Origin of the sequence: Rhodoferax lithotrophicus, assembly GCF_019973615.1 — a bacterium.
Lineage (GTDB): Bacteria > Pseudomonadota > Gammaproteobacteria > Burkholderiales > Burkholderiaceae_C > Rhodoferax > Rhodoferax lithotrophicus.
Genome location: NZ_AP024238.1, coordinates 1,231,267 through 1,249,360 on the forward strand (window position 1 = coordinate 1,231,267; position 18,094 = coordinate 1,249,360).

The 18,094-nt window shown below is 57.6% G+C and carries 19 protein-coding genes and 1 tRNA gene; 4 read left to right on the plus strand and 16 right to left on the minus strand.

The window, feature by feature from the left end:
* Positions 1-4: 4 nt before the first annotated feature.
* From LDN84_RS05720 to lexA, 4 genes are all read right to left on the minus strand, one after another.
* On the minus strand, positions 5-718 hold the full coding sequence (locus tag LDN84_RS05720; RefSeq protein ID WP_223909667.1) for a Crp/Fnr family transcriptional regulator: 714 nt from the start codon (positions 716-718) through the stop codon (positions 5-7).
* Between the two features lie 151 nt (positions 719-869).
* Positions 870-1,877: a D-2-hydroxyacid dehydrogenase family protein gene (locus tag LDN84_RS05725; RefSeq protein ID WP_223909670.1), complete on the minus strand. Its 1,008-nt coding sequence runs from the start codon at positions 1,875-1,877 to the stop codon at positions 870-872.
* Between the two features lie 45 nt (positions 1,878-1,922).
* Positions 1,923-2,261: a hypothetical protein gene (locus tag LDN84_RS05730; RefSeq protein ID WP_223909673.1), complete on the minus strand. Its 339-nt coding sequence runs from the start codon at positions 2,259-2,261 to the stop codon at positions 1,923-1,925.
* A gap of 60 nt (positions 2,262-2,321) precedes the next feature.
* Positions 2,322-2,996 (minus strand): transcriptional repressor LexA, encoded by a 675-nt coding sequence (gene lexA / locus LDN84_RS05735; protein ID WP_223909678.1) that lies wholly within the window; start codon positions 2,994-2,996, stop codon positions 2,322-2,324.
* Between the two features lie 141 nt (positions 2,997-3,137).
* Between lexA and LDN84_RS05740 the strand changes: the two genes are divergently transcribed.
* Positions 3,138-4,112 (plus strand): asparaginase, encoded by a 975-nt coding sequence (locus tag LDN84_RS05740; protein ID WP_223912793.1) that lies wholly within the window; start codon positions 3,138-3,140, stop codon positions 4,110-4,112.
* 79 nt (positions 4,113-4,191) lie between these two features.
* Here LDN84_RS05740 and LDN84_RS05745 read toward each other — a convergent pair whose 3' ends face one another.
* The 7 genes from LDN84_RS05745 to LDN84_RS05775 all read right to left on the minus strand — a co-directional run bounded on the left by LDN84_RS05745 (position 4,192) and on the right by LDN84_RS05775 (position 10,593).
* Positions 4,192-6,429 carry an NADP-dependent isocitrate dehydrogenase gene (locus LDN84_RS05745; RefSeq protein ID WP_223909684.1) on the minus strand — a complete coding sequence of 746 codons (2,238 nt, stop codon included), beginning with the start codon at positions 6,427-6,429 and terminating at the stop codon, positions 4,192-4,194.
* A gap of 178 nt (positions 6,430-6,607) precedes the next feature.
* Positions 6,608-7,264 carry an adenylate kinase gene (gene adk, locus LDN84_RS05750; protein ID WP_223909687.1) on the minus strand — a complete coding sequence of 219 codons (657 nt, stop codon included), beginning with the start codon at positions 7,262-7,264 and terminating at the stop codon, positions 6,608-6,610.
* A 125-nt stretch (positions 7,265-7,389) separates the two neighbouring features.
* Entirely contained in the window at positions 7,390-8,133 is a 744-nt protein-coding gene (kdsB, locus tag LDN84_RS05755; protein WP_223909690.1) for a 3-deoxy-manno-octulosonate cytidylyltransferase, read from the minus strand.
* Positions 8,134-8,185: 52 nt separating this feature from the next.
* Positions 8,186-8,368 (minus strand): Trm112 family protein, encoded by a 183-nt coding sequence (locus tag LDN84_RS05760; RefSeq protein WP_223909692.1) that lies wholly within the window; start codon positions 8,366-8,368, stop codon positions 8,186-8,188.
* A gap of 111 nt (positions 8,369-8,479) precedes the next feature.
* Positions 8,480-9,529: a tetraacyldisaccharide 4'-kinase gene (lpxK, locus tag LDN84_RS05765; protein ID WP_223909695.1), complete on the minus strand. Its 1,050-nt coding sequence runs from the start codon at positions 9,527-9,529 to the stop codon at positions 8,480-8,482.
* 9 nt (positions 9,530-9,538) lie between these two features.
* Positions 9,539-9,961: an ExbD/TolR family protein gene (locus LDN84_RS05770; protein WP_223909698.1), complete on the minus strand. Its 423-nt coding sequence runs from the start codon at positions 9,959-9,961 to the stop codon at positions 9,539-9,541.
* 8 nt (positions 9,962-9,969) lie between these two features.
* Entirely contained in the window at positions 9,970-10,593 is a 624-nt protein-coding gene (locus tag LDN84_RS05775; protein ID WP_223909701.1) for a MotA/TolQ/ExbB proton channel family protein, read from the minus strand.
* Between the two features lie 360 nt (positions 10,594-10,953).
* Between LDN84_RS05775 and xseA the strand changes: the two genes are divergently transcribed.
* Together xseA and LDN84_RS05785 are read left to right on the plus strand one after the other, a co-directional pair.
* Positions 10,954-12,285 (plus strand): exodeoxyribonuclease VII large subunit, encoded by a 1,332-nt coding sequence (gene xseA, locus LDN84_RS05780; protein ID WP_223909704.1) that lies wholly within the window; start codon positions 10,954-10,956, stop codon positions 12,283-12,285.
* A 48-nt stretch (positions 12,286-12,333) separates the two neighbouring features.
* Positions 12,334-12,915 carry a Fe-Mn family superoxide dismutase gene (locus tag LDN84_RS05785; protein WP_223909707.1) on the plus strand — a complete coding sequence of 194 codons (582 nt, stop codon included), beginning with the start codon at positions 12,334-12,336 and terminating at the stop codon, positions 12,913-12,915.
* 127 nt (positions 12,916-13,042) lie between these two features.
* Here LDN84_RS05785 and LDN84_RS05790 read toward each other — a convergent pair whose 3' ends face one another.
* Positions 13,043-13,495, minus strand: coding sequence for a DUF192 domain-containing protein (locus LDN84_RS05790; RefSeq protein ID WP_223909710.1), 453 nt, complete (start codon positions 13,493-13,495; stop codon positions 13,043-13,045).
* Positions 13,496-13,569: 74 nt separating this feature from the next.
* Positions 13,570-13,764 carry a hypothetical protein gene (locus LDN84_RS05795; protein WP_223909712.1) on the minus strand — a complete coding sequence of 65 codons (195 nt, stop codon included), beginning with the start codon at positions 13,762-13,764 and terminating at the stop codon, positions 13,570-13,572.
* 204 nt (positions 13,765-13,968) lie between these two features.
* Between LDN84_RS05795 and icd the strand changes: the two genes are divergently transcribed.
* The gene (icd, locus tag LDN84_RS05800; RefSeq protein WP_223909714.1) at positions 13,969-15,228 is read left to right on the plus strand and encodes an NADP-dependent isocitrate dehydrogenase; all 1,260 of its coding nucleotides are present in this window, start codon (positions 13,969-13,971) and stop codon (positions 15,226-15,228) included.
* A gap of 83 nt (positions 15,229-15,311) precedes the next feature.
* On the opposite strand, the gene LDN84_RS05805 is transcribed toward icd, so the two are convergent.
* From LDN84_RS05805 to speB, 3 genes are all read right to left on the minus strand, one after another.
* Positions 15,312-15,385: transfer RNA gene (locus tag LDN84_RS05805), tRNA-Gly, on the minus strand.
* 133 nt (positions 15,386-15,518) lie between these two features.
* Positions 15,519-16,997, minus strand: coding sequence for an NAD-dependent succinate-semialdehyde dehydrogenase (locus LDN84_RS05810; RefSeq protein ID WP_223909716.1), 1,479 nt, complete (start codon positions 16,995-16,997; stop codon positions 15,519-15,521).
* 82 nt (positions 16,998-17,079) lie between these two features.
* On the minus strand, positions 17,080-18,036 hold the full coding sequence (speB, locus tag LDN84_RS05815; protein WP_223909718.1) for an agmatinase: 957 nt from the start codon (positions 18,034-18,036) through the stop codon (positions 17,080-17,082).
* Between the last annotated feature and the right edge of the window lie 58 nt (positions 18,037-18,094).

Below are 18,094 nucleotides of genomic sequence, written 5' to 3' on the forward strand. Positions count from 1 at the left end.
AGTTCTACGGCTCGGTGATCCGCATCAAGGCGTCGCGGTCGCGCACCACCAGACCACCGGGTTCGATGCGAATGGTTTCCTCGCGCTCCATGGCCTTGAGTTCCTGATTGACACGCTGGCGCGAAGCTCCCAGCAGCTGGGCCAGTTCTTCCTGCGCCAGTTGCAGACCAATACGAACCTCGGAGCCGTCGTTCAGGCAGGGCACACCATAACTGCGCACCAGGTGCAACAGCTGCTTGGCCAACCGGGCCCTCAAGGGCAGCGTGTTGAGGTCTTCCACCAAACCATAAAGCTGGCGAATACGCCGGGCATGCAGGCGCAGCAAGGCTTCGTAGAGTTCGGTGTGGTGGGCCAGGATTTTTTTGAAATCGGCCCGTGCCACACACAAAATGGTGGTGTCGCCATGAGCGTAGGCATCGTGGGTGCGACGGTCGCCGTCGAAGATGGCCACATCGCCAAACCAGATGCCCGGCTCCACATAGGTCAGGGTGATCTGTTTGCCCGACAGCGAGGTGGAGCTCACCCGTACTGCGCCCTTGGCGCAGGCAATCCATTCCTGCGGGGTTTCGCCACGCGCGGTGATGAGGTCGCCGTCTTTGTAACGTTTGACAAATGCGCATCGAAGTATGTCGTGTCGGAGTGAGGGTGAAAGGCTGGCAAACCAGCGCCCGGCATTGATTGCGGAGCGTTCGTCAATGGTAAGGATGGGCTCGGTCATGTTCTGTCCGGTGGGTGACTCAAAAACCATTCATTGTCACGTGCGGGACGTGCCAATGGCGACACGTTTGTCACCTGGGTGTCTGCGGCAGGTTCCCGGCGAAAAAAAGCCCGCTTGGAGCGGGCTGCTTTCTTCAGAGGTTTGTCCGGGTTTACCTGCGTACTTGCAGGGCACCCGGGTTAACGATGTTGGTGGGGCGACCCTTGATGTAGTTGATCACATTGTCAAAAGCCGCACCAAAATAAAGCTCGTAGCTGTCTTGTTCCACATAACCAATGTGAGGCGTGCAAATGCAGTTTTCCAGCCGCAACAGCGCATGGCCTTGCAAAATGGGTTCTGACTCAAACACATCGACGGCGGCCATGCCGGGGCGACCACGGTTCAGGGCGCTGATCAGGGCATCGGGTTCAATCAGTTCGGCACGCGAGGTGTTCACCAGCAGCGCAGTGGGTTTCATGCGCGACAAGTCTTCCAGTTTGACGATGTTGTGGTTGTCTTCGGCCAGCCGCAGGTGTAAGGACAACACATCAGATTGCTCGAACAACTCTTCGCGGGTGCTGGTCACTTCATAGCCATCCAGTACCGCCCGCTCGCGGCTGGGGGCGCGGCCCCAAATGATCACCCGCATGCCAAAGGCCTTGCCATATCCGGCGACCAGTTGGCCAATGCGGCCATAACCCCAAATACCCAGGGTACGCCCCTTGAGCACGGTGCCCAGACAGAAATTGGGTGGCATGGCACCGGTTTTCAGGCCCGATTGTTGCCAGGCGCCGTGTTTGAGGTTGCCAATGTATTGCGGCAAGCGTCTGGCCGCCGCCATGATCAGTGCCCAGGTGAGTTCAGCCGGGGCTATCGGCGAGCCGGTGCCTTCGGCCACAGCAACGCCACATTCCGTGCAGGCGTTGACATCAATGTGGGGCCCCACCCGGCCACTTTGGGCAATCAGCTTGAGCCTGGGCAGTTTTTCAATCAGCGCCCGCGGCAGATGGGTGCGTTCCCGGTTAAGCACAATCACGTCAGCATCTTTGAGTCTGATCGAGAGTTGCCCCAGGCCTTTGACGGTGTTGGTGTACACCTTGGCTTGGTAAACCTCCAGTTTGGCGGCACAAGCCAGTTTTCTGACCGCGTCTTGGTAATCGTCAAGTATCACAATATTCATGGGTCAATTGTGCCTTGACCACAGGCTGACTGGACGGTGCTGGGATTAATGCAATTGAGTTTCAAAGGCTGCGAGCCGATCTAGCTCGGCACACACATCGGCCATGCGGCCTGAAATCACCATGCGACCCACTTGGGATGAGGTTTGTCCAGCCTCCATGACACGAATCATTCGCAAGGGGCGGTGGACCTGGGCCTGGCTTTCAGCATGGGGCTGGTGTTGCAACGTAAGGTCGTACGGTGTGTGGATGCCAGGCTGGTGGGTGACAACAGGCAAGTCGAAAGTGTGATCCAGGGGCTGGCTTTGCCCTGGCGTGGCTACCAGCCAGCGCCAAAACGCTTTGAGTGGGGTGATCACGTCAATCGAATGCGAAGCTGGGTGCATGGCAAACCTCTTGGAGAAAGGGAGTGGTGTTGGATCGGGTGCCGCTTGTTGTGTGGGGAACTACATCAGCATGGTGTTGCGGATCAGACCCACGGCCAGGCCTTCAATCTCGAATGGTTCACCGGGCTCCACCACAATGGTTTGGTAGTCGGGATTTTCCGGGTGTAACTCAATCAGGTTGTTGTGGCGGATGAAGCGCTTGACCGTAACTTCGTCGCCCAGGCGGGCCACCACAATCTGACCATTTTTGGCATCACGGGTGCTTTGTACGGCCAGCAGGTCACCGTCCATGATGCCGGCATCACGCATGGACATGCCGCGCACTTTCAACAGGTAATCAGGTTTGTGCTGAAACAGGCTGTTTTCAACGTAGAACGTTTGGTCGACATGTTCCTGGGCCAGGATGGGTGAGCCTGCCGCTACCCGGCCAATCAGCGGCAAGGCGAGTTGCGCCAGACTGGCCAAAGGGGCTGCCAATTGTTGAATACGCGATTCGTTGATGGAGCGCAAGGAGTCGCCACGTAGCCGGATGCCTCGGGAGGTGCCGCTGACCAACTCGATGGCACCTTTGCGGGCCAGGGCTTGCAAGTGTTCTTCGGCTGCGTTGGCGGATTTGAAGCCCAGCTCTGCGGCAATTTCAGCACGGGTTGGGGGAGCACCCGTGCGTGCGATGGCCCGCTCGATAAGATCAAGGATCTGTTGCTGGCGATCGGTGAGCTTGGGTCGGGTGATCATGTGGACTCCTGTGAACGGCAAAAGGTCAAACAAAAGGTGGATCTGAAAGGTGCTTGAATAATCTGCAAACACTGTTTTCCTATCCAGTAACTGTATTTTTAACCAGTTTATGAAAGTCTGCAAGTGGAATCTCAAGAAAACATGAAAAAAGTGGTGGTGTTGGGCACCGGCGGCACGATCGCAGGCAAGGCCAGCCATGCCTCTGACAACATTGGCTACACCGCCGCACAGGTGGGGGTGGCTGAGCTGCTGGCCCACGTGCCGGGTATGGCGGGTGTGCTGGCCGGGCGCAGGCTGGTGAGTGAACAAGTGGCGCAGGTTGACAGCAAGGACATGAGTTTTGCGGTCTGGCAAAGCTTGCTACAGCGGGTTCATGCCCACTTGCAGGCTGATGATGTGCAGGCAGTGGTCATCACCCATGGCACGGATACGCTGGAGGAAACGGCCTTTTTCCTGCACTCGGTGCTTCCTGCCGCGCAGATCAATGCCAAGCCGGTGGTGCTGACCTGTGCCATGCGGCCAGCCTCCAGCTTGTCACCCGATGGCCCGCAAAATCTGCTCGATGCTGTTGCGGTGGCCTTGACTCCTGGCGCACACGGTGTGGTGGCGGTGTGTGCGGGCAGCGTACATGGCGCAGCGGATGTACAAAAAAGCCATACTTACCGCACGGATGCCTTCAGCTCGGGTGATGCCGGTGCCTTGGGTTATGTGGAGGAAGGTGGCGTGAGGTTGTTAAGAAATTGGCCTCTAGTGCCTGTCAATCAAGCGCAAATAGCTATTAAAAATATAGCTAATCAGGTGAGCTGGCCACGTGTTGAGATTGTCATGAACTATGCCGGTGGCAGCGCGGTGGTGGTGGATGCGCTGTTGCAGGCTGTGCCGGGAGCATCACCCTTGCGCGGTTTGGTGGTTGCGGCTACCGGCAATGGCACCCTGCATCAGGATCTGGAAGCTGCCTTGCGCCGTGCGGTGCAAGCGGGTGTGCGCGTGGTGCGCTCCACACGCTGTGCCCAAGGACGGGTGCTGGCAGCACAACACGCCGAGTTTGCCCATTCCAACGGCTTGTCGCCCGTCAAGGCGCGGGTGACGCTGATGCTGGAACTGATGGAAGCTTGACGGTTCACATCCTGCACCCCAGGCCCCGTCGTGTCATGAGTTGGCACGGTGACGGGAGCTGGGGATCAAGTGCGCCCTATCAGGCGGCTACGCTAGCCAGGATGTCGTTGAAAGTGGTACTGGGGCGCATGACGGCGGTGACTTTCTGCTTGTCGGCCAAAAAGTAACCGCCGATGTCCGCCGGTTTGCCCTGTACTGATTTGAACTCTTCCAGGATTTTGGATTCGTTTTCTGCCAATGCTTTGGCCAATGGTGCGAAATGCGCTTGCAGGGCTTGGTCTTGCGTTTGTGCAGCCAATTCCTGTGCCCAATACATCGCCAGGTAGAACTGGCTGCCGCGGTTGTCCAACTGGCCGGTTTTGGCGGAAGGGCCTTTGCTGTTGTCCAGCAGTTTCCCGGTGGCAGCATCCAAAGCGGTTGCCAGAATCTTGGCTTTTTCGTTGCCGTTCTTCAGGCCCAGGTCTTCCAGACTGACGGCCAGCGCCAGGAATTCACCCAGCGAATCCCAGCGCAAGTGGTTTTCTTCCACCAGTTGCTGCACGTGCTTGGGGGCAGAGCCGCCGGCACCGGTTTCGTACATGCCACCACCCGCCATCAGCGGCACAATGGACAGCATTTTGGCGCTGGTGCCCAGTTCCATGATCGGGAACAAATCGGTCAGGTAGTCACGCAGGATGTTGCCGGTCACCGAGATGGTGTCCAGGCCACGGATCACACGTTCCATCGTGTAACGAATGGCGCGCACTTGCGACATGATCTGGATGTCCAGCCCCGTGGTGTCGTGATCCTTGAGGTAGGTCTTTACCTTTTTGATCAGTTCGTTTTCGTGTGGACGGTAGGGGTCCAGCCAGAACACGGCGGGCATGCCGGAATTGCGGGCGCGGGTTACAGCCAGTTTCACCCAGTCACGGATCGGGGCATCCTTGACCTGGCACATGCGCCAGATATCACCTTCCTCGACGTTTTGTGTCAACAGCACTTCGCCAGTGTCCAGGTCGGTGATGTTGGCCACGCCGTCTTCGGGAATTTCGAAGGTCTTGTCGTGTGAGCCGTATTCTTCAGCCTGTTGCGCCATCAGGCCCACGTTGGGCACGGTACCCATGGTTTTGGGGTCGAAGTTGCCGTTCCATTTACAGAAGTTGATCATCTCCTGGTAAATGCGGGCAAACGTGCTTTCAGGCATCACGGCTTTCACGTCTTTCAGGCGACCATCGGCTCCCCACATCTTGCCGCCATTGCGGATCATGGCGGGCATGGAGGCATCCACAATGATGTCGTTGGGTGAATGGAAGTTGGTAATGCCCTTGGCGGAGTCGACCATGGCCAGCTCGGGGCGGTGTTCATGGCAGGCGTGCAGGTCATTGATGACTTCTTCGCGCTGCGACTGAGGCAGGGTGGCGAGCTTGTCATACAGATTGATCATGCCGTTGTTGACGTTGACACCCAGCTCTTCAAACAGTTTGGCGTGTTTCTGGAACGCGTCCTTGTAGAAGATGCGCACGCAGTGGCCGAACACGATGGGGTGGGATACCTTCATCATGGTGGCTTTGACGTGTAAGGAGAACATCACACCGGTCTTGCGGGCATCTTCAATTTCTTTTTCGTAAAAGGCCAGCAAGGCTTTTTTGCTCATGAACATGCTGTCGATGACTTCGCCGTCCTTGAGTGCCAGCTTGGGCTTGAGCACGATGGTCTTGCCGCTCTTGGTGATCAATTCCATCTTCACGTCACGCGCTTTGTCCAGGGTCATGGACTTCTCGCCATGGTAGAAGTCGCCATGGTGCATGTGGGAAACGTGGGTGCGTGATGCCTGACTCCACTCGGCCATGGAGTGAGGATGCTTGCGCGCATAATTTTTGACGGCCAAGGGAGCGCGGCGGTCAGAGTTGCCTTCCCGAAGCACCGGGTTCACTGCGCTGCCGATGCATCTGGAGTAACGGTTGCGGATGGCCTTATCTGCGTCAGTCTGTGGATCTTCGGGGAAGTTGGGTACCGCATAGCCTTTGGACTGCAATTCTTTGATACAGGCGACCAACTGTCCTACCGATGCGCTGATGTTGGGCAATTTGATGATGTTGGTATCGGGCAGCAACGTCAGGCGGCCGAGTTCCTTGAGGTTGTCTGGCACCTTTTGCATTTCGGTCAGGTATTCTGGAAACTCGGCCAGAACCCGGGCTGCTACCGAGATGTCACATTCGCTGACATCAACACCAGCAGGTGCCGTAAACGTGCGAATCACTGGGAGGAATGCGCACGTTGCCAGAAACGGTGCTTCGTCAGTCAGGGTGTAGATAATTTTGGAGGGTTCGGTAGCCATGGCGTTCCTTTTCAAATTGAGTTGTTTGGCAACCTGCGACTGTATTCGATAGGCACAGGAATGAAGGGGCTTTGCGGTAGGGAGAAATTGAGGGATGTCAATGAATTCACTTTCTCTCTACCAAAAAAAGCCTGATACCCAGTGGACATCAGGCTTTTCTCAGAAGCACAAGAAGAGCTTAGCCAGCCAGCGCTGCAAACGCCCGAGCGGTGATCTCGTCGACGTTGCCGGTACCACTGATGGCGCGGTATTTGGGGGCGGCCACGGGGTCGGCCTTGGCCCAGACAGAATAATAGTCCACCAGCGGGCGGGTTTGGGCGCTGTACACGTCCAGGCGTTTCTTGACGGTTTCTTCCTGGTCGTCAGCGCGCTGCACCAGGGGTTCACCGGTCACGTCGTCCACACCTTCCACCTTGGGTGGGTTGAACTTGACATGGTAGGTGCGTCCTGAGGCCGGGTGTGAGCGGCGGCCACTCATGCGCTCGATGATGGCATCAAATGGCACGTCAATTTCAAGCACGTAGTCCAGTTGTACCCCCGCTGCTTTCATGGCATCGGCTTGGGGAATGGTGCGTGGAAAGCCGTCAAACAGGAAGCCGTTGGCGCAGTCGGGCTGGGTAATACGTTCTTTGACCAGGTTGATGATCAGGTCATCACTGACCAGACCACCCGCGTCCATGACCGTCTTGGCTTGAACACCCAGCGGAGTACCCGCCTTGACGGCGGCGCGCAACATGTCACCCGTAGAAATTTGTGGAATACCGAATTTTTGGCAAATGAAGGTGGCTTGGGTGCCTTTACCAGCGCCAGGTGCGCCCAACAAAATGAGTTTCATGCGTGTCCTCGGGTGAATATTGAAAAAAAGGGTTGGTTCAGATGAACGTGTGAATGCATTCCGAACTCGGGGTTTGATCCCAAGAATAGCATGCACGAACTTCTGAATGGCTTACAGCAGCCTTCTCAGGTCTCAAATAAGTGCCGAACCCGTTCCAGGTCTTCCGGGGTGTCCACGCCAGGGCCGGGCGGATGGGGGGTGACATGGACGGCAATGTGGTGACCGTGCCACATGGCGCGCAATTGCTCCAGCGATTCCGACAGCTCGGTAGGGGCTTGCGCCAGGGTAGGAAATTGCCGCAAAAACCCGACCCGGTAGCCATAAATGCCGATGTGCCGCAGCGGGGCCGGGTTGGGCAACTGGCTGGGGGTGTCGCGCGGAAAAGGAATCGGTGAACGGCTGAAATAATGCGCCAGACCCGCCGCATCACACACCACTTTGACGATATTGGGGTTGTGAAAATCAGCCACGGTTTCTATCGCGTGGGCGGCGGTGCTGATGCTTGCTTGTGGCGTTTGTTGCAAAAGTCGGGCCACGGCACTGACCAGCGCGGAATCCATCAGCGGTTCGTCGCCTTGTACATTCACCACGATGTCTTCATCGTTCAAGCCCAGCACTTGGCAGGCTTCGGCCAGCCGGTCGCTGCCGCTGGCATGGTCGGTGCGGGTCAACACGGCTTGAACACCGTGGGTTCGGCAGGCTTGCACAATCAGCGGGCTGTCGGCGGCCACCACCACGCGCTCAGCACCAATGTGTGAGACCCGCTGCGCCACGCGTACCACCATGGGTATACCCGCAATGTCAGCCAGTGGTTTGTTGGGGAGACGGGTCGAGGCCAACCGGGCCGGAATCAGAACGGTGAAACTCATGGCAGTCGGGGCAAAGGGAAGACCGTTGGGAGTGGTTTGAAGCTTGGGCAGTTTACAGGCCGAGTTCTTCGTCCGTCAGCGTACGTGCCTCGTTCTCCAGCAGCACCGGGATACCGTCACGCACCGGGTAGGCCAGGCGGGCGCTGCGCGAAATGAGTTCGCTTTTTTCGCGGTCAAATTCAAGTGGCCCTTTGGTGACGGGGCAAACCAGCAGTTCAAGTAGTCGTGTGTCCATGCGTGGATGATAGCCTGATCTCCCCCATGGCTGTAGGAGTCCGGCCCTCTGGCGAACCGGTGTGAAGCACCCCATGGATAGTTCAGATTGGGTGCGATGGCTTCAGCGGTGTTACCTGGGACTGGTCAGCAGGTCAGTGATGTGGGCATCGAGTTGCTTGAAAAATGCCTCGGGCAGGGTGCAGATCAGTGGCACGGCCAGCGCATCCGGGCGCAAGGGCCACAGTTTGACGGCATCTTTTTCCGTACAAATAAGGCTGTAGAGCTTGTATTCATTGCATGAAGCACTCTCAAATTCATTGTGATCCGGCAGGCTCAACGTGTGTTCGGGGTGCACGCCGCGTGTGCGCAACATGGCAAAGAAAGCCTCGGGCTGGGCAATGCCTGCCAGTGCGAACAATGGTGGCTTGGGTTCGTGCGTGCTGGTGTCTGCCATGGAAGTTGCCCAACTGGCCAGTTCGGACAAGGCCACCCGGCTGCCATCGGCGCGTTGGGCCCAGTCCGCCAATGTGCGCCGGGCGGCAAAGCCGGCAAACACCGGGTGTTGACCGGTGTGCACGACCAGATCCAGCGGACGGGGCCAGGGTTCGCGCAAGGGGCCGGCGGGCAGTAGCCAGCCGTTGCCGACACCCCGGTCATCAAACACGCCAATTTCCAGATCGCGGTGCAGGGCCAGGTGTTGCAGCCCGTCGTCACTGACGATGAGCTGGGTCTGCGGGTAGGCTGCCAGCAGGGCACGTGCCGCATCGATGCGGCGTTCGGCCACAAACACCGGGGCCTGGGTGCGGCGCTGGATCAGGCTGGGTTCGTCACCCACGTCTTGTGCACGGGCGTGTGCCGTCACTTCCAGACAGCCCAGGGTACGCCGACCATAACCGCGCGAAATCACGCCCACCGCCAGCCCTTGTGCTTGCCAGTGCTCCACCAGGGCCATCACCACCGGGGTTTTGCCCACACCGCCCGCCACCACGTTGCCCACCACTACCAGCGGCACCTTGACACGTTCGGTTTTCAGGATATGCAGGCGGTAGAGCCAGCCGCGCAGGCGCACCAACGCGCCGTACAGCAGCGACGTGGGCCAGAAGCACCAGGCCAGCAGGCCGCGCTCGGTCCAGGCTTGGCGCAGGGTGTCTTGCCAGGCGGGTTGGCTTGGCGCCGTCATGGACAAGCTCTAAGACCCGTTGCTGGTGGATTGGGTGGCAAAGGTGATTTGGGTCAGGCCCGCGCGGCGAGCAGCTTCCATCACGGTGATCACGGCCTGGTGTTTGGCCGAGGCATCGGCGTTGATGATCACCACCGACTCTTTGCCTGCTTTGGCCGCTTCCACCAAGGCCTGAGCCAGCTCCGTCACGCTGCGCCCGGCCACGGTTTGTTTGTTGACGCTGTACACACCCTCGGCGCTGACCGACACCAGCACCTCTTTGGGATAGTCACGCTGGGCATCTACATCGGCCACCGGCAGTTTGATCTGCATCTCGGTGAACTTGCTGTAGGTGGTGGAGAGCATCAAAAAGATCAGGATCACCAGCAGCACGTCAATGAACGGGATCAGGTTGATCTCGGGCTCTTCTTTCTGGCGCGGACGAAAGTTCATAGGACTGGCTACTTGCGCAGATGATTCAGGTGGCGTGCCAGGTGTTCGGCCGAGAGTTCCAGGGTCAACAGGTATTCATCGACCCGGCCACGAAAGTAGCGCCAGAAAATCAGCGAAGGAATCGCCACAATCAGGCCAAACGCGGTGTTGTACAGCGCCACCGAGATACCGTGGGCCAGTTCGGCCGGGTTGCCGCCGGTGGTGCCGGCAGGTTGTGAGCCAAAAATCTCGATCATGCCGACCACCGTGCCAAACAAGCCCATCAGCGGTGCAGCCGAGGCGATGGTGGCCAGGGCATTGAGGTAACGCTCCAGCCGATGCGCCACACGCCGACCGGTGGCCTCCATGCTGGCGTGTAATTCTTCTTCACTGCAGCGTGGGTTGCTATTGAGGGCACGCAGACCACTGGCCAGGACTTCGCCCAGGGCTGAATTTTTCTCCAACTGGCTCACCACATCCGGTCCGGGCACGTTTTGCCGGGTGACCGCAATCACTTCTTCGAGCAGTTTTGCAGGCGCGATCTTGGTGGTTTTCAGGCTGATAAAACGCTCAATCACCAGCGCCAGCGCCAGAACCGAGCAGGCAATCAAAGGCCAAATGGGCCAGCCTGCGGCTTGTATGATGGAAAACAAATTAAAACTCCGCTGAAGAAAAAAAGCTGCGTGATTATGGCGCAGCGTGGGTGAGCATCAGGCGTTTTCTGACAAGACTGGGGTCACATGGCCACTGCGACCGGGTTGACCCCAGTTCGCCCGGAGTGTGCACATTTTCTGTGGATAACTTTGTGGAGAACCCGGTGCGGAAGTGGCCGAAAGCCCCGTTTCATGCGGTTGGTAATGGTTTGATGATAATTTAAGCAGTAAAAAACCCAATGAAATCAACGACATTTGGCGAAAAACCAGCATTTGACGCTACGCATTTTGTGGCTATTTTTCTTTCTGAAAATTGTGGATTAGTGAGCAGCCTGCGCGCACCCACAGAGGCGTGCAAGCATGTTTGAGCGCACAGAACCATCGCCCGCGAGCCGGATTTGGCAAGTGGGGGCTTTGTGCCGGGCGATTGCAGACGCGCTGCAGGCACGCTTCAACCCGGTGTCGGTGCAGGGCGAGTTGTCGGGATTTGCGCGTGCCGCCAGTGGTCACTGCTACTTTTCCCTGAAAGATACCGCAGGGCAACTGCGCTGTGCCATGTTCAAACGCGCGGCCACCGGTCTGGACTTTTCACCGCGTGATGGTGAGCTGGTGGAAGTTTCGGGTCGGCTGGGGGTGTACGAGCCGCGGGGCGACCTGCAATTGATTGTGGAGCGCATGACCCGTGCGGGCCAGGGCAATCTGTTTGAGCAATTCCTCAAGCTCAAGGCCAAGCTGGAGGGACAGGGCCTGTTTGATGCTGCGCGCAAGCGGCCCCTGCCGCCCATGCCACGCGCCATCGGGCTGGTGACCTCACTGGGCGCAGCAGCTTTGCACGATGTGGTGAGCACCTTGCAACGCCGGGTGCCGCATATTCCGGTCGTGTTGGTGCCTGCTTCGGTGCAGGGCGCAGGGGCACCGGCAGAATTGCTTGAGGCACTATCAAAACTGTATCTGCTTGCGCAATCAGAACAGGCACTAGAGTCTGATTCTTCATATAAGAATCAGCCGCCCGTGGTAGATGTGATCTTGCTGGTGCGTGGCGGCGGGGCGATGGAAGATTTGTGGGCTTTTAATGACGAGGCCCTGGCCCACGCCATTGCCCAAAGCCCGGTGCCGGTGGTGTGTGGTGTCGGGCATGAGACCGACTTCACCATCGCTGATTTTGTCGCCGATGTGCGCGCCCCTACGCCCACTGCCGCCGCCGAACTGGTGGCCCAGCCACAAGTGGCCTGGTTGACTGCGCTGGCGCACATGCAGCGCCGCCTGCAAGATGCACTCACCCGCCAGCTTGACCGCCAAAACCAGCGGCTGGACACGGCGGCGATGCGGCTGGGGCGGCCCTCCAGCCGCCTGGCTGTGCAGCGTTTGCGCCTGGCTGCGCTGGAGCAAAAATTGCAGTCGTCTCTGCGCCAGGCCCTGGCGCAGCGTCAACAGCATCTGGCTCATTGGGTGCCGCGCCTGCCGCAAGCTTTGCAGCGCGGTGTGCAAAGCCAGAGCCAGCGGTTGGCGCAAGCTGCCATGCGGTTGGAATTATTGGACCCCCAACTGGTGCTGCAGCGTGGTTACGCCTGGCTTAGTGATACACGGGGGCAAACCATCAGCTCTTGCCAGCAGATCCATGATGGGCAAGCGCTCAAGGCTACCCTTGCTGACGGGACGGTTGATTTGACCGTGGTCAACGCCATTCCCTGAAAGTTTTTACAATAAATTTTTCTTTACATCACACATTGAGGGAATTCCATGGAACACACTTTGCCTGCACTGCCTTTTGCCATTGATGCTTTGGCCCCCCACTATTCCCAGGAAACACTGGAATACCACTATGGCAAGCACCACAATGCTTATGTGGTGAACCTCAACAACCTGCAAAAGGGCACCGAATTTGAAGCGATGGATCTGGAATCCATCGTGAAAAAATCCAGCGGTGGCATCTACAACAATGCCGCCCAGATCTGGAACCACACCTTCTTCTGGAATTGCCTTACCCCCAATGGCGGCGGCGAACCCACCGGCGCACTGGCTGAGGCCATCACCGCCAAATGGGGCAGCTATGCGGCGTTCAAGGAAGCCTTTGTCAAATCTGCCGTGGGCAACTTTGGCTCAGGCTGGACCTGGCTGGTGAAAAAGGCCGACGGTTCGGTCGATATCGTCAACATGGGTGCGGCTGGCACACCACTGACCACCGCTGACAAGGCGTTGCTGACCGTGGATGTGTGGGAACACGCTTACTACATCGACTACCGAAACCTGCGCCAGAAATTTGTGGAAACCTACTTGAGCAACCTGGTGAACTGGCGCTTTGCTGAAGCCAACTTTGCCTGAGTGTTGGCATTACGCCCATAAAAAAACCACCTTCGGGTGGTTTTTTTATGGCTATTTCGGTGTGTAGAGCTTGTCAAATAAGCGTGAAAAGCTATAAAAACAAGCGTATTTGAATCACCACCTGGTTTTAGGGATTCTTGAATGCCGGTCCACGCAATCTGAATCCGGCCTTGATGCCTTTCTGGGCAAACCAGCCCTGGTTCATTTCCAGCACAAAGCGCACCGGTTTGGTCGAGCAATGTGAATCGGTGGTTTGTGGTTTCATGTCAGCCAGGTTGACGATGGTGCCGTCATCGGCCACAAAAGCAGCAGTCAGTGGCAACTGTGTGTTTTTCATCCAGAAACATTGCTCGCTGGGGAAATCAAACACAAACAACATGCCTTCGCCTTGCGGCATGTGCTGGCGAAACATCAGCCCGGTAGCGCGTTGATCCGGGGTAGCGGCCACCTGGGTGTCGATCAAATACATGCCTGCGGTGATGGGGGTGCGCGGCAGGTTCATTTGAGGGTTGTCTTGAGCGTAGCTGGCAGTTGAGCAGGCTACAGCGGCACAGAACAGGGCGACTTGGAGAATTTTCATGGCTGGATTTTGCGGCATTCAGACAAAAAAAAGCCCGCCAGAGCGGACTTTTTTGCTCAAAGCCAAGGGCTTGATTATTGAGCGGCAGAAGCCTTGACAGCAGCTTTCTTGGCTTTCTTGGCTTTTTTGGCTTTCTTTGCAGGTGCTGCAGGTGCATCTGTGGCTGCGGTAGCAGCAGGAGCAGCGGCAGGAGCAGCGGCAGGAGCATCAGCAGCAAAAGCGCCAACAGCGAAGAGACCAGCAATCAGAGCAGCGAGAAGTTTGTTCATTTGAAAATGTCCTTGAAATAACGTTAAGACTGTAAACCTTCGAAATCAAAGAAGGTGCATCTACAACGGGGGGTAGCGACGCTTGGTTGACAGGGTTGACGAATTTATTCGGAATAGAATTAAATTCGTCAGGGGAAGCCCTGAGGCGCAGGATAAAAAATGGCGCGACTCAAAACAGGATGATTGATCAATTAACGGAGACTCATGTCCATGTATCAGCACATCAAGGTGCCTTCAGAAGGCCAAAAAATTACCGTCAATGCCGACAACTCATTAAACGTGCCAGACCAGCCCATCATTCCCTTCATTGAAGGTGATGGCACTGGGTTGGATATCACGCCGGTGATGATCAAGGTGGTGGACGCAGCGGTAGCCAAGGCCTATGGTGGCAGCAGAAAAATCCACTGGATGGAAGTCTATGCCGGAGAAAAAGCCACCCGTGTGTATGGCCCGGATGTGTGGTTTCCCACTGAAACGCTGGAAGCGCTGAAAGAATATGTGGTGTCGATCAAAGGCCCGCTGACCACCCCGATTGGTGGCGGTATCCGCTCGCTCAATGTGTTCATGCGCCAGGAACTGGACTTGTTTGTCTGCCTGCGCCCGATCCAGTATTTTGAAGGTGTGCCCAGCCCGGTCAAAGAACCTGAAAAAACCAATATGGTGATCTTCCGCGAAAACTCGGAAGACATCTACGCCGGTATCGAGTTTGTGGCTGAGTCAGCCAATGCCAAAAAGCTGATCAAGTTTTTGCAGGAAGAAATGGGTGTGACCAAAATCCGTTTCCCCGAAACCTCGGGTATCGGCATCAAGCCGGTGTCACGTGAAGGCACCGAGCGTCTGGTGCGCAAAGCCATCCAGTACGCCATTGACAACGACAAACCCAATGTGACCCTGGTGCACAAGGGCAACATCATGAAATACACCGAAGGGGGTTTCCGTGACTGGGGCTACGCTTTGGCGCAAAAGGAGTTTGGCGCGGAACTGATCGACGGTGGCCCATGGTGCAAGTTCAAGAGTCCGAAAACGGGCAAGGACATTGTTGTCAAGGACAGCATTGCCGATGCCTTCCTGCAGCAAATTTTGTTGCGCCCGGCAGAATACAGCGTGATTGCCACCCTGAACCTGAACGGCGACTACATTTCCGACGCGCTGGCAGCTCAGGTGGGCGGTATTGGCATTGCACCGGGTGCCAATCTGTCTGACAACGTGGCCTGCTTTGAGGCGACCCATGGCACGGCACCCAAGTATGCGGGCAAGGACTATGTGAACCCAGGTTCGGAAATTCTGTCCGCCGAGATGATGCTGCGCCACATGGGCTGGAAAGAAGCTGCGGATGCCATCATTGCGTCGATGGAACGTTCGATCAAGAGCAAGAAGGTCACCTACGACTTTGCCCGCCTGATGGACGGTGCCACCCAGGTGAGTTGCTCGGGCTTCGGCCAGGTCATGATTGACCACATGTGAGCCTGCTTGGCGGCTTCTGCCGCCAATGACAAAAGCCCTGACACCAGCTTGGTTTCAGGGCTTTTTGTCTGGAGCGAAAAATCTGGAGCGGGTGATGGGAATCGAACCCACGTTATTTGCTTGGGAAGCAAGAGTCCTACCATTGAACGACACCCGCAGAGGCCTGAATTATAGGGGCCTGGGCGGCTCCGGCGCAGATCTTCAGGTTTTGCCAGAATCTATAAGCATTTAAGGCCTCTTACGCTTGTCAAACAAGCGTGAGTAGCTCTCAATAAGAGAGCGATTTGTGTTTATTTCAGAATATCGCCCACACACACGTATTTGATTTCAACATAGTCGTCGATGCCGTGGTGTGAACCTTCACGGCCCAGGCCGGACTGTTTGACCCCGCCAAATGGCACATGCTCGGTGGCCAGAATACCCACGTTCACGCCCACCATGCCGTATTCCAGCGCCTCACTGACGCGCCAGATGCGGCCCACGTCACGGCTGTAGAAGTAGCTGGCCAGGCCAAACTCGGTGTTGTTGGCGGCAAAAATGGCCTCAGCTTCGGTTTCAAACTTGAACACCGGCGCGAACGGGCCAAAGGTTTCCTCGCGGGCGCACAACATGTCGGCGCTGGCATCGGCCACCACGGTGGGCTCGTAGAACAGGCCGGGCAGGCGTTTGCCACCCGCGACCACGCGACCACCCTTGGCCACTGCGTCGTCCACATGGCGTTGCACCTTTTGCAGGGCGGCTTCCTCGATCAGCGGGCCTTGGTTGACCCCGTCGTCAAAGCCGTTGCCAACCTTGGCGGTCTTGACCTTGGCGGCAAACTTGGCCACAAACTCGTCGTACACCCCGGCTTGCACGTAGAGGCGGTTGGAGCAGACGCAGGTTTGGCCGGCATTGCGGTACTTGCTGGCAAAAGCGCCTTCCACCGCGCTGTCAATGTCAGCATCGTCAAACACGATGAAGGGTGCATTGCCGCCCAATTCGAGCGACATTTTCTTCACCGTGGGGGCACTTTGCGCCATCAGAATCCGGCCCACTTCGGTCGAGCCGGTGAAGCTGATGTGGCGCACGATGTCGCTGGCGCAGATGGCTTTGCCGACAGCAATCGAGTTGTCGGCATCCGCTGTGACCATGTTCAGCACGCCAGCGGGAATGCCGGCGCGAATCGCCAGTTCGGCCGCGGCCAGGGCGGTCAGCGGGGTGAGTTCAGCCGGTTTGATGACCACCGTGCAGCCAGCGGCCAGGGCCGGAGCGACCTTGCGGGTGATCATGGCAATGGGGAAGTTCCACGGCGTGATGGCGGCGCAGACACCGATGGGCTGGCGCAGCACCAGCAGGCGGCGGTTATTGTCAAACTGCGGCAGGGTCTCGCCGTTGACGCGCTTGGCTTCTTCGGCAAACCACTCGACAAAGCTGGCCCCGTAGGCGACTTCGCCTTTGGCCTCGGCCAGCGGTTTGCCCTGTTCGGCGGTCATGATGCGGCCCAGATCGTCTTGGTTGGCCATGATCAGGTCAAACCACTTGCGCAGGATGATGCTGCGCTCTTTGGCGGTCTTGTTGCGCCAGGCCGGCCAGGCGGCGTTGGCGGCGTTGATCGCTGCTTCGGCATCCGCAGCCCCCAGGTTGGCCACATCAGCCAGGTGGGCACCGGTGGCCGGGTCGGTCACGACAAAGCGGCTGCTGCCCGCGACCCACTGGCCGTTGATCAGCGCATCGGTTTTGAGCAGGCTGGGGTCTTTGAGGAGGGAGAGAGGCGAAACAGGGTCAGACATGAAGGCTCCTTTATTTATAAAAGAAATTGGGCTCTAGCGCCCGTTTAATAAGTATTGATAGCTATAAAAACAATAGTTTTGATCAGCGTGTGAGCACACCTGGCAGCACACACAGCATCTCGAACAGCAAGTTGGCTCCCAGCAGGGCGGTGTTACCCGTGGTGTCGTAGGGCGGTGAGACTTCGACCAGATCTGCACCAACGATGTTAAGCCCGTAACACCCGCGAACAATTTCCAGCGCCTGTGGCACGTTCAGGCCACCAATTTCCGGGGTGCCGGTTCCACCCGCGTACGCCGGGTCAATGCCGTCAATGTCAAAGCTCAGATAACACGGGGTGTTGCCTATGGTTTGCCGTACACGTGCCATCAGGGGGGCGAGGGATTGCCACCAGACTTCATGCGCGGGGACCAGTGTGAAGCCTTGCTGGCGCGGCCAGTCAAAGTCGTCCGCCGCATAGCCGCTGCCGCGCAGGCCGATCTGGAACACCTTGGAGCACATCAGCAGGTTTTCTTCTATCGCGCGGCGAAACGGTGTGCCGTGGGCGATGCGCTCACCAAACATGTCGTCGTTGACATCGGCATGGGCATCCACGTGGATCAGCGCGACCGGGCCGTGTTTTTTGGCTATGGCGCGCAAAATGGGCAATGCAATGGTGTGGTCACCACCCAGGGTCAGCGGAATGCAGTTGTGCGCCAGCAACTCGTCATAGTAGTCGGTGATGATCGTCACCGATTTCTCCAGCGAATAGGTGTTGATCGGCACGTCGCCCAGATCCGCTACCTGCAGGGTGTCGAACGGTGCAGCCCCCGTGGCCATGTTGTAGGGCCGGATCAGCGACGACTCGGCACGAATCTGGCGTGGCCCAAAGCGTGTGCCGGGGCGGTGGCTGGTGCCAATGTCCAGCGGCACGCCGACAAATGCAGCATCCAGACCATGGGCCGTGTGGACCACCGGCAGACGCATCATGCTGGCGATACCACCAAAACGTGGCATTGAATTGCCGGACAGGGGTTGGTTGCGGAGTTGGGTTGGATGCATGGTTTTTAAAGAAAATTGGCCTCTATGGCAAGTCAAACAAGCGTAAGCAGCTCTATTT